The following is a 14,078-nucleotide window of genomic DNA, read 5'->3' as shown; positions in this document are numbered from 1 at the left end:
GGCGTGGCCGCCGACCCCGAATCGTGCAGCATCACTGCACGCTGAGCGGGCACGCTAGGGTCTCCGTCGCAGCCCCGTCAAGGCCTTAAATGTGACAAACCGCCAGAAAGCCCGCCCGACATGCCGTTGACGTGCGCCCCGGCCTCCCCTACGGTGCGTGCCACGCGTGCAGTTAACCTGCACGTGACACGACGATGGTAGGAAAGGGCGGCGTGGGTGATCGGAGACCGCTTGCGCGAGCTGCGCACGGCGCGGGGCATGAGCCTTCGCGTCCTCGCCGAGCAGGCGGGGGTGTCCGCGACGCTGCTCAGCCAGGTGGAGCGGGGAGTCACCGAGCCCAGCCTGACGACGCTCCGCCGGCTCGCCGGCGTCTTCGGCGAGTCCATCGCCTCGCTGTTCGAGGACCCCGCCGCCCCGTCGGTGTGGATCAGCAGGCCCGGCGAGCGGACGACCCTCGGCGCGCCCAACGGCCAGATCCGGTACGAACGGCTCACCCCCGGCAACGGTCAGCTCGAGGTGCTGCGCGCGGTCCTCGCCCCCGGCGAGGTCTCCAGTGAGGACCTCTGGAGCCACCCGTCGCTGGAGTGCGCGTACGTGGTCGCGGGGACGCTGACCGTCGAGTTCGAGCGGGTGACGCACAGCGTCGCCGCGGGCGAGAGCATCACGTTCGACTCCAGCCAGCCGCACCGCTACCGCAACACGTCCGACGCGCCCGCCGAGATCGTGCTCGCCATCAACCCGCCGACGCCCTGAGCGCCGGTCGCTGACGGAAGGAACCGGCATGGCCGACCAGGACGGCGCCGAGGGCGCCGGCGACATGGAGCTCTACGACCTGCGGGTCAGCGTCGACCGCATCGAGGGACGGTCGGTCTGCGGCATGGCGCCGGGCGACTATTTCGAGCTGACCGACAGCGCCCACCTGCGACTTCCCGAGGGCCGCCACTTCTGCGTGTACGCGCTGGCCTCGGTGCTGCCGTTCCTGGCCGCCAAGCAGCGCGACCTCGCCTCGGGAGACTGGCTGGCCCAGGACGCGCTGTTCGCCTGCCCCGACCCCGAGGAGCGCCTGGTCATGCGGGTGGAGCGCACCTGCCGGCGCCGGCTGAACTCCGCCGACCTGACCTGACCGTACCAACCTGACGAGGAGAACCCGTGGCGAACGCCGTCGAGATCGGGCTCGGGCTGCAGAGCGACAAACGGGCCGGCGACTACGCTCGGCTGGCACGTGGCGCCGAGGAGCACGGCTTCGACGTCCTGACCGTGTTCGGCGACCTGATGTACCAGCCGCCGATCTTCCCCCTGCTGGAGATGGCCGCCGCCACCGCACGCGTGCGCCTGGGGGCGGCCTGCCTCAACCCCTTCTCCATGGCGCCGTACGAGATCGCCGGGCAGGTCGCCGCGCTCGACCTCGCCTCGGACGGCCGCGCGTACCTGGGCCTGGCCAGGGGGACCTGGCTGGGCGCGGTCGGCCTCGGCCAGCCACGGCCGCTGACCGCCATCGAGGAGGCCGCCGAGGTCGTCTACCGCCTGCTGCGGGGCGACGCCGGCGGCTACGAGGGCAGGGTGTTCCGGCTGCTCCCCGGCACCGCCCTGCGGTACCCCGTGCGCCGGCCCGACCCGCCGCTGCTGATCGGCGCGTGGGGGCCGAAGGGGGCGGCGCTCGCCGGCCGGATCGCCGACGAGATCAAGGTGGGCGGCAGCGCCAACCCGGCCATGGTGGCGGTGATCCGGGACCGCGTGCGGGACGGGGCGCGGGCCGCCGGCCGCGCCGGCGACGAGGTCGGGATCGTGTTCGGAGCGGTCACCGTGGTGGACGCCGACGGGGCGGCGGCGCGGGACCGGGCACGCGCCGAGGTCGCCATGTACCTCGCCGTGGTGGCCGAGCTGGATCCGACCGTCGAGATCCCCGCGGACCTGCTCGCCCGGGTCCGGGAACTGGTCGGCGCGGGCCGGCACCGGGACGCCGGCCGGCTCGTCCCCGACGACCTGCTCGACCTGTTCGCCTTCTCGGGCACCCCGGAACAGGTCGCCGCGCAGGCGCAGGCCCTCATCGACGCCGGGGTGCGCCGCGTGGAGTTCGGCACGCCGCACGGGCTCGCCGACATGCGCGGCGTCGACCTGCTCGGCTCCGCGGTGCTGCCGCTGCTGCGCCGGGAGCCGGCGCCGGCGTCAGTCGCCCCGTGACTGCCGCAGCGGGTCGTCGGCCCGCGGCGCCGGAGGGGTGACCGGATGCCACGAGAGCGGAGTGGACAGGACCATCGTGCTCGACGGCTGCCCGTAGGGCGCGAGCCGGTCGATGACCCGCTCGAAGGCGTCCATCGACTGGGCGGCGACCTTCAGGATGCAGCAGGCGTCGCCGGTGATCCGGTGGATCTCCAGGATCTCCGGCCACTCCCCCACGGCCGGATCGCGCAGCATGCAGCGGGAGCCGTAGCAGGACATCCGGATGATGGCCATCACCGGCCAGCCGGTCCTCGTCAGGTCCACCCGGGCGTGGTAGCCGGAGATGACGCCCGACTCCTCCAGCCGCCGGACCCGCTCGGCCACCGCGGGCGGCGACAGGTGCACCCGTCGCGACAGCTCGCTGAAGGAGAGCCGGGCGTCGACCTGCAACTCGCGCAGGAGCGCCCAGTCCATATCGTCCATGACCACCTTCGGTTCGTTAAGCGTCGCGGCATTTTGGCCGTACATCTGTAGGTTTGTCGCGCATCGTACCGTTAACTGCTCCTTCCGGGTGTCTGCCCCGTTGAGGGACCATTGGGTCACTCAGGGCGCATAAATCACGCCTGTTGAGGGGAGCCGACACGTGGAGAGCACCGATAGGGGCGCGCGGGCGGGCACCGCGACGCTGCGCCCGTCAAGCGCCGAGGATCGCACGACGAGGGCGGCAGGCAACGCGGGCGAACCCACTCTGGAGTTCGCCGACGGCCTGCCGTACGACATGTACGTGCGCGCGAGCACGCTGCACTCCCTGCAGCGGACCGTGAGCGACGACACGGGCGAGATGTCCTTCCTCATGATCAGCCAGATCATGGAGCTGTACTTCGGCCTGACCTGTTTCGAGCTGCGCGAGGCGCAGAAGCTGTTACGCGAGGACGACGTGTGGGGGGCGCTCACCCCGCTGCGGCGGGCCGCGCTCCACGTGGAAGGGCTCAACGCCGCCTGGCGTGGACTGCGCTGGATGACGCCGGCCGACTTCAACCGCTTCCGGGACCTGCTCGGGGAGGCCTCGGGGTTCCAGTCCGCGATGTACCGGCAGCTGGAGTTCCTCCTCGGCCTCAGGAACGCCGCGCTGCTGCGCCCGTTCCACCGGCAGCCGGAGGTCCACGCGGCGCTCGCCGAGACCCTGCGCGCGCCGAGCCTGTGGGACGACGTCGTCGCGCTGCTGGCGCGGCGGGGCTTCGACATCCCGCGCGCCCTGCTGACACGCGACGTCGCCGAGGAGCACGAGGCGCATCCCGCGGTGGAGGCGGCCTGGGTGGAGATCTACCGGACCGACACCCCCGGCGACCACCTCAGGATGCTCGCGGAGGCGCTGACCGAGCTCGCGGAGCAGTTCGGCGACTGGCGCTACCAGCACGTGAAGGCGGTGCAGCGGACCATGGGCGAGAAGCCGGGCAGCGGGGGCTCGGCGGGCCTCACCTGGCTGCGGCGCAGCATGGCCCGGGTGGTCTTCCCGGAAATCTGGTCCGCCAGGACCGTCATCTGAGGGAGGCGGAGTCGATGACGTTCACCGAGGACGACGCGCGACGGCGCGACGCGGCCGACCCCGGCCACCGCGATCTCTTCCACGTCCCTCCCGCGGAGGGCGGCCGGTACGGCGAGGTCGCCTACCTGGCCGGGAACTCCCTGGGCCTGCAGCCCCGGGCCACCCGCGACGACCTGCTCGACGACCTGGACGCCTGGGCGAGGCTCGGCGTCGAGGGACATCTGGAGGCGGAGCGTCCCTGGCTCCCCTACCACGAGCTGCTGACGGACGCCACGGCCCGGCTGGTCGGGGCGCTGCCCGCGGAGACCGTCGTGATGAACTCGCTGACGGTCAACCTGCACCTGCTCATGGTGTCGTTCTACCGGCCCGCCGGCGCGCGCACCCGCATCGTCGTCGAGGACACCGCCTTCCCCTCGGACAGCTACGCGGTGCGCAGCCAGGCCCGCTTCCACGGGCTCGACCCGGACGAGACGGTGGTGCGCCTCCGCCCGCGGCCGGGTGAGGACACCCTGCGGACCGAGGACGTCGTGGACCTCGTCCGCCGGGAGGGGGACCGGATCGCCCTCCTCCTGCTCGGCGGGGTCAACTACCTCACCGGCGAGCTCATGGACATCCCGGCGATCACCGACGCGGGCCGGGCCGCCGGCGCCCTCGTCGGCTGGGACCTCGCCCACGCCGCCGGCAACGTCCCGCTCCGGCTGCACGAGTGGGGGGTCGACTTCGCGGCCTGGTGCTCGTACAAGTACCTGAACGCGGGACCGGGGGCGCTCGCGGGCGCGTTCGTCCACGAGCGCCACCTCGGCGACCCCGCCGTCCAGCGGTTCGAGGGCTGGTGGAGCACCGAGCCGGCCACCCGCTTCGAGATGGCCCCGGTCTCCCGTCCCCCGGCCCGGGCCGACGCGTGGCAGGTCTCCAACCCGCCGATCTACGCGATGGGCCCGGTCCGCACCTCCCTCGAGATCTTCGACAGGGTCGGCATGGCCGCGCTGCGGGCCCGCAGCGAACGGCTCACCGGCTACCTGGAGGGACTGCTGGACGAGGTCGCGCCCACCCGGCCGATCACACTGATCACGCCGCGCGACCCGGCCCGGCGGGGCAGCCAGCTGTCGCTGCGGCTCGGCGCCGGCAGCGCGGGCGAGCTGGCCAAGCGGCTGCGCCACGAGCACGGGGTGATCGCCGACGCGCGGGAGCCGAACATCCTGCGGGCCGCGCCGGCGCCGCTGTACTCGACCTACCACGACTGCTGGCGTTTCGCCGACGCGCTCGCGCGAACGGTGGAGGAGGCCCGATGAGTGACACGGACGAGGTGGCCGTCGTCGGCGCCGGCCTGGCCGGCTGCCTGCTCGCCTGCTTCCTGGCCCGGCGCGGGCTCCGGGTCGCCCTGTACGAGCGCCGTCCCGACCCCCGCGCGGGGACGGCGGAGCGCGGCCGGTCGATCAACCTGGCCCTGTCCGAGCGCGGGCTCGACGCGCTGCGCCGGATCGGCCTGGACAAGCAGGTCATGGCCCAGGCGCTGCCGATGCGCGGACGGGTGATCCACCCGGTGCACGGGAACCCCGACTTCCAGCCGTACAGCTTCGACGGCGAGCGGGCGATCAACTCGATCAGCCGGTCGGCCCTCAACGCCGCGCTGCTCGACGCCGCGGAGGGGCTCCCCGGCGTGCGGGTCGCCTTCGGCCACCGGCTGACCGGCCTCGACCCGGACACCGGCGACATGACCTTCGAGACGCCGGAGGGCGAGGTGCGGGCCCGGGCGGCGGTCGTGCTCGGCGCGGACGGCGCCGGGTCCGCCGTGCGCGGCCGGCTGCTCGCGTACGGGTCGCTGACCGAGAGCCTCGACTTCCTCGACTACGGCTACAAGGAGCTGAGCATCCCGCCGCGCGACGGGGAGTTCGCCCTCGACCCGGGCGCCCTGCACATCTGGCCGCGCGGCACGTCCATGATGATCGCGCTGCCCAACCCGGACCGCTCGTTCACCTGCACGCTGTTCTGGCCGACGGGCGGCACCGCCAGCTTCGCGTCGCTCAGCAGCCCGGCCGCGATCGAGCGCCACTTCGCCGCGCACTACCCCGATCTGCTGTCGCTGTCCCCCACCCTGGTGGACGACTACCTCCGCAACCCGGTCGGGATGCTCGGGACCGTGCGCTGCGGGCCCTGGCAGGTCGACGGCCGGGTGGGGCTGGTCGGCGACGCCGCGCACGCGATCGTGCCCTTCTACGGGCAGGGCGCCAACTGCGCCTTCGAGGACGTGGTGGAGCTGGACCGGTGCCTCGACGAGACCGGCGGCGACTGGGCGGCGGCGCTGCCGCTGTTCGAGTCGCGGCGGCGCGAGAACACCGAGGCCATCGCGCGGATGGCGCTGGCGAACTTCGTGGAGATGCGCGACAAGGTCGCATCCCCGCTGTTCCAGATCGGCAGGAAGGTCGAGCACGCGCTGGAACGGCTCCTGCCCGGCCGGTACGTCTCCCGCTACGAGCTGGTGTCGTTCTCGACCGTGCCGTACGCGGAGGTGCAGCGCCGGGTGCGCCGCCAGCACAGGATGCTCGGCGCCGCGGCCGCCGGGTCGGCGCTGCTGCTCGGCGCGCTCGGCGCCGCCCTCGTCAACGGAAGGAGGAACCCGTGAGCCCCACGCTGTGGACGCCGGAGCTGATGGCCGGCCGCCCGGCCGGCGCTCCGGGCCTGCTGCGCAACTATGTCGACGGCGCGTTCGTCGCCCCGGGGACGACGTTCCCCAAGGTCAGCCCGGTCACCGGGGAGACGCTCTTCGAGGTGGCCGAGGCCGACGCGGGCACGGTGGACGCGGCGGTCGGCGCCGCCCGCCGGGCGCTGCGCGGCCCCTGGGGCCGGATGGGCGAGCAGGAGCGCGCCGGGATGCTCCGCGCGATCGCGGCGGAGCTCGACCGGCGCTTCGACGACCTGGTGGCCGCCGAGGTCGCCGACACGGGCAAGCCGGTCTCGCAGGCGAGGACGCTGGACATCCCCCGAGGGGCCGCGAACTTCCGGGCCTTCGCGGAGATCGCCGCCGCCCCCACGGAGTCGTTCACCACGGTCACCGCGAACGGCGGCAGGGCGCTCAACTACGCCGTGCGCAAGCCCGTCGGCGTCGTCGCGATCGTCGTCCCCTGGAACCTGCCGCTGCTGCTGCTGACGTGGAAGGTCGCCCCCGCGCTCGCGTGCGGGAACGCGGTCGTCGCCAAGCCGTCCGAGGAGACCCCCTCGTCGGCCACCCTGCTCGCCGAGGTGATGGCGGCGGCCGGCGTGCCCGACGGGGTGTTCAACCTCGTGCACGGCTTCGGCCCCGGCTCGGCGGGAGAGTTCCTCACCCGTCACCCGGGGGTCGACGCGATCACCTTCACCGGGGAGTCCGCGACCGGCGGCGCGATCATGCGCGCCGCCGCGGACGGCGTGAAGGCCGTGTCGTTCGAGCTCGGCGGCAAGAACGCCGGCCTGGTGTTCGCCGACGCCGACCTCGACGCGGCGGTGGAGGGCTCGGTCCGGTCGAGCTTCGCCAACGGCGGCCAGGTCTGCCTGTGCACCGAGCGCCTCTACGTGCAGCGGCCGGTGTTCGACGAGTTCGCCGAACGGCTGGCCAAGCGCGCCGGCGAGCTCGCCTTCGGCTGGCCGTCCGACGAGGCGACCGCCACCATGCCGCTGATCTCCGCGCAGCACCGCGCCAAGGTGCTCGGCCACTACGACCTGGCCCGCGCGGAGGGCGCCACGGTGCTCGCCGGCGGGGGCGTGCCGGTCTTCGGCGACGCGCGCGACGGCGGGGCGTACGTGGAGCCGACCGTGCTCACGGGCCTCGGGCAGGACGCGCGAACCAACCGGGAGGAGATCTTCGGCCCGGTCTGCCACATCGCGCCGTTCGACGACGAGGACGAGGCGTTCGCGCTCGCCAACGACAGCGCGTACGGGCTCGCGGCGGCGGTCTGGACGCGGGACGTCGGCCGGGCGCACCGGGCGGGCGCCGGGCTGGACACGGGCGTCGTCTGGGTCAACACCTGGTTCCTCCGCGACCTGCGCACCCCGTTCGGCGGCGTCAAGGCGTCGGGCGTCGGCCGGGAGGGCGGCGCCCACTCGCTGGGCTTCTACTCGGAGCTCACCAACGTCTGCGTGGACCTGTCATGACCGTCGACATCGAACAGGCGGCGAGCGTCCTGCGCGAGGCGTACGACACGGCGACGCCGTGCCCGCCGCTGCGCGGCGGCCTGCTTCCCGAGGGGGACGTCGACACGGCGTACGCCGTGCAGCAGGCGCAGGTGCGGCACTGGACGAGGGAGGGCCGGCGGCCGGTCGGCGCGAAGATCGGCCTGACCAACCCCGCCGTGCAGGCGTCGCTGGGCGTCTACCAGCCCGACTTCGGCGTGCTCTTCGCGGACATGGCCGTGGACGACGGCGCGGAGGCGGACCTCGGACGGCTGCTGCAGCCGCGGGTGGAGGCGGAGATCGCGTTCGTGCTCGGTGCGGACCTGCCGTACGAGCAGGTGACGGTGGCCGACGTGATCCGCGCGACCGACCACCTGCTGCCCGCGATCGAGATCGTCGACTCGCGGGTCGCGGACTGGGACATCTCCATCGTGGACACGGTCGCCGACAACGCCTCCAGCGGCCTGTTCGTGCTCGGCACGACACCCCGCCGGATCGCGGACGTCGACCTGCGGCTGTGCGGGGCGGTCCTCGAACACGCCGGCGAGCCCGTCTCGGTCGGCGCCGGCGCCGCCTGCCTCGGCAACCCGGCGCACGCCGTGGCGTGGCTGGCCGCGACCCTGGCCGCGGCCGGGCGTCCGCTGCGCGCCGGCGACGTCGTGCTGTCCGGGGCGCTCGGACCGATGGTGCCGGTGACGCCGGGCGCCGCCTACGAGGCACGGATATCCGGCCTCGGGTCGGTCCGGACCCGCTTCGGCGATCGGGAGGAGACGTCATGAGCACCGGTGTGGCCGTCATCGGGTCGGGCAACATCGGCACCGACCTGATGATCAAGATCATGCGGTTGTCGGCGTCGCTGCGGATGGTCGCCATGGCCGGAATCGACCCCGCCTCGGACGGCCTGGCCCGCGCCCGCAGGCTGGGGGTGGCCACCACCGACAAGGGCGTCGAGGGGCTGATCGCGATGCCGGAGTTCGCCGACGTCCGCCTCGTGTTCGACGCCACCTCGGCCGGCGCCCACCGGGACAACGACGCGGCGCTGCGCGCCCACGGGAGGACCGTCGTCGATCTCACGCCGGCCGCCGTCGGCCCGTACGTCGTGCCGCCGGTCAACCTCGACCGGCATCTCGCCGAGCCGAACGTCAACATGGTCACGTGCGGCGGCCAGGCGACCGTGCCCATCGTCGCCGCCGTCGGCCGGGTCACCCCGGTCGCGTACGGCGAGATCGTCGCCTCGATCGCGTCGAGGTCGGCCGGGCCGGGCACCCGGGCGAACATCGACGAGTTCACCGAGACCACGGCGCGGGCGATCGAGGTGGTCGGCGGCGCCGGACGGGGCAAGGCGATCATCGTGCTCAACCCCGCGGACCCTCCGCCGCTCATGCGGGACACCGTCTACTGCCTGTGCCCCGACGCCGGCGCGGACCGGGCGGCCGTCGCGCGGTCGGTGGCCGCCATGGTGGACGCGGTACGCGAGTACGTGCCCGGCTACCGCCTCAAGCAGGAGGTGCAGTTCGACCCGGTCGAGGCGTACGTGCCGGCGCTGGGCCGGACGTTCTCCGGGCTCCAGGTGTCCGTCTTCCTGGAGGTCTCCGGCGCCGGGCACCACCTGCCCGAGTACGCCGGCAACCTCGACATCATGACCTCGGCCGCGCTGCGGACGGCCGAGCGGCTCGTGGAGGTGCGACGCGGATGAGGAAGCTCTACGTCCAGGACGTGACGCTCCGCGACGGGATGCACGCGATCGCCCACAGGTACACGGTGGACCAGGTCCGCGAGATCGCCGCCGTCCTCGACGCCGCCGGGGTCGACGCCATCGAGGTGGCCCACGGCGACGGGCTCGCGGGGTCGAGCGTCACCTACGGCCACGGCGCCGCCGCGGACGCGGAGTGGATCGCCGCCGCCGCGTCCGTCGTGCGGAACGCGCGGCTCACCACGCTGCTGCTGCCCGGCATCGGCACGATCGCCGACCTGAGGGCCGCCCGCGACCTCGGCGTGACGAGCGTGCGGATCGCCACCCACTGCACCGAGGCCGACATCTCCGCCCAGCACATCTCGTGGGCGCGGGAGAACGGCATGGACGTGTCCGGCTTCCTGATGATGGCGCACATGAACGACCCGGCCGGCCTCGCCGGGCAGGCCAAGCTGATGGAGTCGTACGGCGCGCACTGCGTCTACGTCACCGACTCGGGCGGCCGGCTGCTGATGCGCGACGTCGCCGAGCGGGTCGACGCCTACCGTCAGGTGCTCGACGACGCCACCGAGGTGGGCGTCCACGCGCACCACAACCTGTCGCTGGGCGTGGCCAACAGCGTGGTCGCCGTCGAGCACGGCGCCACCCGGGTCGACGCCTCGCTGGCCGGGCAGGGCGCGGGGGCGGGCAACGCGCCGCTGGAGGTCTTCGCCGCCGTCGCCGACCTGTACGGCTGGCGCCACGGCTGCGACGTCTTCGCGCTGATGGACGCCGCCGACGACATCGTGCGGCCGCTGCAGGACCGGCCCGTGCGCGTCGACAGGGAGACGCTGTCCCTCGGCTACGCGGGCGTCTACTCCAGTTTCCTGCGCCACGCCGAGCGCGCCTCGGAGCGGTACGGCGTGGACGTCCGGGAGATCCTGGTCGAGCTGGGCCGGCGCCGGATGGTCGGCGGCCAGGAGGACATGATCGTCGACGTCGCGCTCGACCTCGCACGGGGAGGATCCCGATGACCCGACAGACGCGACCCGGCGTCGAGGAGCTCGCCGACCGGCTCGACGAGGCGGCGGCGAAGGCCGCGCCGATCCCCAGGCTCGCCGCTGCGGCCGGCGTCGGCCCCGCCGCCGCGTACGCGGTGCAGGAGGCGCTCGTCGAGCGGCGGCTCGCCCGCGGCGAGCGGCTCGTCGGCCTGAAGATGGGGCTGACGAGCCGCGCCAAGATGGCGCAGGTCGGCGTCGACGAGGTCATCTGGGGCCGGCTCACCGACGGGATGCGGGTCGACGACGGCGGCCTGGTGGACCTGGGCCGCTACATCCATCCGCGGGTGGAGCCCGAGGTGGCCTTCCTCATGTCGCGCAGCCCGGAGCCGGGGGAGCCGGTCGGCGACCTCGCCTCGGCGGTGCGGGCGGTCGCCCCGGCGATCGAACTGATCGACTCGCGCTACGACGGCTTCTCCTTCTCGCTGCCGGACGTGATCGCCGACAACACGTCGGCGGCGGGCTTCGTCGTCGGCCCCTGGCGGCCGGTGCCGGACGGGCTGGACAACCTCGGCGTGCTGCTGGAGGTCGGCGGCCGGGTCGTGCAGACCGGCTCGACGGCGGCGATCCTCGGCGATCCGCGCCGCGCCCTCGACGCCGCGGTCCGGCTGGCCGGCCGGCGGGGCGTCCGGCTGCGGGAGGGGTGGGTCGTCCTCGCCGGGGCGGCGACCGCCGCGGTCCCGCTGCGGGCCGGGGACCACGTGCGGGCCGTGGTCGAGCGGCTGGGCACCGCCTCGCTGAGGGCGGCGTCGTGAGCGGGGCGCGGACGGTGGCGGGCAAGGCCGCTCCGCGCGGCCGCTTCCCGCACGTCAAGGTCGCCGGCGGGTTCGCCTTCGTCTCCGGGACGTCGAGCCGCCGGCCCGACAACACGATCGCGGGCGCCGAGGCCGACCCGATGGGCACCACCTCGCTCGACATACGCGTGCAGACCCGCGCCGTGATCGAGAACATCCGGGACATCCTGCGGGCCGTCGGGGCCGACCTGCCCGATCTGGTGCAGGTCACCGCCTACCTGGTGAACATGAACGACTTCGGCGGCTACAACGAGGTCTACGCGGAGTACTTCGACGAGACCGGGCCGGCCCGCACCACGGTGGCGGTGCACCAGCTCCCCCACCCCCATCTGCTGATCGAGATACAGGCCGTGGCGCTACTGCCGGAAGGAGTCAGGAAATGAGCGACATCGCGGAGCCGGTGAGCTTTCCGGGCTGGATCGAGGAGAACCGGCACCTGCTGAAGCCGCCCGTCGGCAACAAGGAGATGTTCCCGGGCGGGGCGGACTTCATCGTGCAGGTGGTGGGCGGCCCCAACCAGCGCACCGACTACCACGTCGACCCGTACGAGGAGTTCTTCTACCAGATCAAGGGCGACATGCACGTCAACCTGATGACGCCCGGCGGACCGCGCACGGTGCACATCCGCGAGGGCCAGATGTGGATGCTGCCGGGGAACGTGCCCCACTCGCCGCAGCGGCCGGAGGCGGGCTCGATCGGCATGGTGGTCGAGCGGGTCCGCGAGGAGGGCACGCTGGAGAGGTTCCAGTGGTACTGCCCTGCCTGCGGCGGCCTCGTGCACGAGGTGGAGTTGCAGGTGCGCGACATCGTCACCGACCTGCCGCCGGTGTTCCAGGAGTTCTACGGCGACGAGGCCGCCCGCACCTGCGCCGCGTGCGGGGCGCTGCACCCGGGCAGGGGCTGATGCCGGGGCCGGTCGTCGACGTGCACACGCACGTCGTGCCGAAGGGGTGGCCGGATCTGTCCGCCCGGTGCGGCGGCTCCGGCTGGCCCTGGCTGCGCGTCGACTCCGAGCGAGCCGCCATGATCATGGTCGGCGACGCCGAGTTCCGGCCCGTCGGCGCCGAATGCTGGGACCCGGAGACGCGCCTGGCCGACATGGACGCCGACGGCGTGGACGTGCAGGTGGTGTCCCCCACGCCGGTGTTCTTCTCCTACGAGCGCTCACCGGACCAGGCCGTCAAGGTGTCGAGGATCTTCAACGACCTGACGCTGGAGGTCACCGCGGGCGGCGGGGATCGGCTGGTGCCGTTCTGCCAGGTGCCGCTGCAGGACCCCGACGCGGCCTGCGCGGAGCTGGACCGCTGCCTCGCCGCCGGCCACGCGGGCGTCGAGATCGGCAACCACGTCGGCGACAAAGACCTCGACGACGCGGGCGTCGAGGCGTTCCTGCGGCACTGCGCCGAGGTGGGCGCGCCCGTCTTCGTGCACCCGTGGGACATGCCCGGCGGGCCGCGGCTCGACCGCTGGATGGCCCGCTGGCTGACCGGCATGCCGGCGGAGACGCACCTGTCCGTCCTGGCACTCATCCTCGGCGGCGTGCTGGACCGGGTGCCGCCCTCGCTGCGCATCTGCTTCGCCCATGGCGGCGGCAGCTTCCCCTTCTGGCTGGGGCGGGCGGACAACGCCTGGCACCGCCGCGGCGACCTGGTCCGCGGCCGGTCGTCCTTTCCCCCGAGCCACTACGTCGACCGCTTCCACGTCGACAGCGTGGTGTTCGACCCCGCCGCGTTGCGCCTGCTCGTGGACACGATGGGCGAGGACCGTATCCTCCTCGGCAGCGACTACCCCTACCCGCTGGGAGAGCGCCCGGCCGGGCGGGTGGTCCGCGCGGCGGACTTCCTCGACGAGGGGCAGCGCGCGAAGCTGCTGGGCGGCAACGCGCTGCGGTTCCTCGGGAGGGACGGGACGGGCGACGCGGGGACGGCGCCCCGATGAGCAAGCCGAGGCGGGCGACCGGAAGGGAACCGATGTGACGGGTGGCGACAGGGCGGCGGTGCGCGTCCTCGTGGTGGCGGGCCCCGGGCTGGTGGCGGACCCCGCGCTGGTCCGGCGGGTCGCCGAGACCGAATGGGAACGGCTGGGCGTCCCGGGCTCGCTGGTGAACGTCGCGGGCGTGGAGGGGCTGCGGGACGTGCTCGGCGAGGCGGCCCGGGACGAGTCGTGCGCGGTCGTGGTCCTGCCCGGCCCCGACGCCGGCGTCCGCCGGCTGATCTCCGATCCCCTCCCCGGGCCGCGGACCGTGTGGTACGACATGGCCGTCACCGGGCCGGTCGAGCCCGCGGGCGGCGCCGCGCATCTCCACGGCCGCGGCCTCGGGGGCCTCGCGTGGGCCGTCCGGCACGCCGTGCACCGGCTGCGGCACCCGGCGCGCCGCGTCCCGTACGGCCCGGGCGACGAGCAGTGGGGCGAGCTGCGCCTGCCGCCGGACCACGACGGCCGCCCGCTGCCCGTGGCGGTGCTCGTCCACGGGGGCTACTGGCGGTCGATCTGGGCCGCCGACCTGATGGACGCGCTCGCCGTCGACCTGGCCGGCCGCGGGTACGCCGCATGGAACCTCGAATACCGCCGCGCGGACCGGCACGGCTGGGACGCCACCACCGCGGACGTCGCGGCGGGGATCTCCGGCCTGGCGGCCGTGGCCGGCGACCTCCCGCTCGACCTCGCCCGTGTCGCGGTCGCCGGCCACTCGGCGGGCGGCC

The 14,078-nt window shown here is 73.9% G+C and carries 16 protein-coding genes; 15 read left to right on the top strand and 1 reads right to left on the bottom strand.

Annotated features, from left to right (window positions below; genetic code table 11):
• Positions 1-216 precede the first annotated feature (216 nt).
• The 3 genes from MPTA5024_RS37475 to MPTA5024_RS37465 are packed head-to-tail and all read left to right on the top strand — an operon-like array spanning position 217 to position 2,181.
• Positions 217-753 (top strand): helix-turn-helix domain-containing protein, encoded by a 537-nt coding sequence (locus MPTA5024_RS37475; RefSeq protein ID WP_036333207.1) that lies wholly within the window; start codon positions 217-219, stop codon positions 751-753.
• A 28-nt stretch (positions 754-781) separates the two neighbouring features.
• Complete coding sequence (locus MPTA5024_RS37470) at positions 782-1,123, top strand: TIGR04076 family protein (RefSeq protein ID WP_051459159.1); 342 nt, start codon at positions 782-784, stop codon at positions 1,121-1,123.
• Between the two features lie 26 nt (positions 1,124-1,149).
• Complete coding sequence (locus MPTA5024_RS37465) at positions 1,150-2,181, top strand: LLM class flavin-dependent oxidoreductase (protein ID WP_036333196.1); 1,032 nt, start codon at positions 1,150-1,152, stop codon at positions 2,179-2,181.
• Here MPTA5024_RS37465 and MPTA5024_RS37460 read toward each other — a convergent pair.
• Complete coding sequence (locus MPTA5024_RS37460; RefSeq protein ID WP_036333664.1) at positions 2,167-2,643, bottom strand: Lrp/AsnC family transcriptional regulator; 477 nt, start codon at positions 2,641-2,643, stop codon at positions 2,167-2,169. The two genes, MPTA5024_RS37465 and MPTA5024_RS37460, sit on opposite strands and share 15 nt — an antisense overlap.
• A gap of 160 nt (positions 2,644-2,803) precedes the next feature.
• Here MPTA5024_RS37460 and MPTA5024_RS37455 point away from each other — a divergent pair, with 160 nt between their 5' ends.
• The 12 genes from MPTA5024_RS37455 to MPTA5024_RS43095 all read left to right on the top strand — a co-directional run.
• Positions 2,804-3,706, top strand: coding sequence for a tryptophan 2,3-dioxygenase (locus MPTA5024_RS37455; protein WP_036333194.1), 903 nt, complete (start codon positions 2,804-2,806; stop codon positions 3,704-3,706).
• Between the two features lie 14 nt (positions 3,707-3,720).
• Positions 3,721-4,998, top strand: coding sequence for a kynureninase (gene kynU, locus MPTA5024_RS37450; RefSeq protein WP_036333192.1), 1,278 nt, complete (start codon positions 3,721-3,723; stop codon positions 4,996-4,998).
• Complete coding sequence (locus MPTA5024_RS37445; protein ID WP_036333190.1) at positions 4,995-6,329, top strand: FAD-dependent oxidoreductase; 1,335 nt, start codon at positions 4,995-4,997, stop codon at positions 6,327-6,329. The genes kynU and MPTA5024_RS37445 overlap by 4 nt, the downstream gene beginning before the upstream one ends.
• Positions 6,326-7,834: a 2-hydroxymuconic semialdehyde dehydrogenase gene (locus MPTA5024_RS37440; RefSeq protein ID WP_232326811.1), complete on the top strand. Its 1,509-nt coding sequence runs from the start codon at positions 6,326-6,328 to the stop codon at positions 7,832-7,834. Before MPTA5024_RS37445 ends, MPTA5024_RS37440 begins: the two co-directional genes overlap by 4 nt.
• Positions 7,831-8,631: a 2-keto-4-pentenoate hydratase gene (locus MPTA5024_RS37435; protein WP_036333188.1), complete on the top strand. Its 801-nt coding sequence runs from the start codon at positions 7,831-7,833 to the stop codon at positions 8,629-8,631. The genes MPTA5024_RS37440 and MPTA5024_RS37435 overlap by 4 nt, the downstream gene beginning before the upstream one ends.
• The gene (locus MPTA5024_RS37430; protein WP_036333186.1) at positions 8,628-9,548 is read left to right on the top strand and encodes an acetaldehyde dehydrogenase (acetylating); all 921 of its coding nucleotides are present in this window, start codon (positions 8,628-8,630) and stop codon (positions 9,546-9,548) included. The genes MPTA5024_RS37435 and MPTA5024_RS37430 overlap by 4 nt, the downstream gene beginning before the upstream one ends.
• Complete coding sequence (gene dmpG, locus MPTA5024_RS37425; protein WP_036333184.1) at positions 9,545-10,558, top strand: 4-hydroxy-2-oxovalerate aldolase; 1,014 nt, start codon at positions 9,545-9,547, stop codon at positions 10,556-10,558. Before MPTA5024_RS37430 ends, dmpG begins: the two co-directional genes overlap by 4 nt.
• On the top strand, positions 10,555-11,337 hold the full coding sequence (locus MPTA5024_RS37420; RefSeq protein ID WP_036333182.1) for a 2-keto-4-pentenoate hydratase: 783 nt from the start codon (positions 10,555-10,557) through the stop codon (positions 11,335-11,337). The genes dmpG and MPTA5024_RS37420 overlap by 4 nt, the downstream gene beginning before the upstream one ends.
• Positions 11,334-11,759, top strand: coding sequence for a RidA family protein (locus MPTA5024_RS37415; protein ID WP_036333180.1), 426 nt, complete (start codon positions 11,334-11,336; stop codon positions 11,757-11,759). Before MPTA5024_RS37420 ends, MPTA5024_RS37415 begins: the two co-directional genes overlap by 4 nt.
• Entirely contained in the window at positions 11,756-12,280 is a 525-nt protein-coding gene (locus MPTA5024_RS37410; protein ID WP_036333178.1) for a 3-hydroxyanthranilate 3,4-dioxygenase, read from the top strand. Before MPTA5024_RS37415 ends, MPTA5024_RS37410 begins: the two co-directional genes overlap by 4 nt.
• Positions 12,280-13,314 (top strand): amidohydrolase family protein, encoded by a 1,035-nt coding sequence (locus tag MPTA5024_RS37405; RefSeq protein WP_036333660.1) that lies wholly within the window; start codon positions 12,280-12,282, stop codon positions 13,312-13,314. Before MPTA5024_RS37410 ends, MPTA5024_RS37405 begins: the two co-directional genes overlap by 1 nt.
• Positions 13,315-13,348: 34 nt before the next feature.
• A partial coding sequence (locus MPTA5024_RS43095; RefSeq protein WP_036333658.1) for an alpha/beta hydrolase occupies positions 13,349-14,078 on the top strand: 730 nt, incomplete at its 3' end.

Source organism: Microbispora sp. ATCC PTA-5024, assembly GCF_000511135.2.
Classification (GTDB): Bacteria; Actinomycetota; Actinomycetes; order Streptosporangiales; family Streptosporangiaceae; genus Microbispora; species Microbispora corallina.
This window is presented reverse-complemented; position numbering and strand designations above follow the sequence as displayed.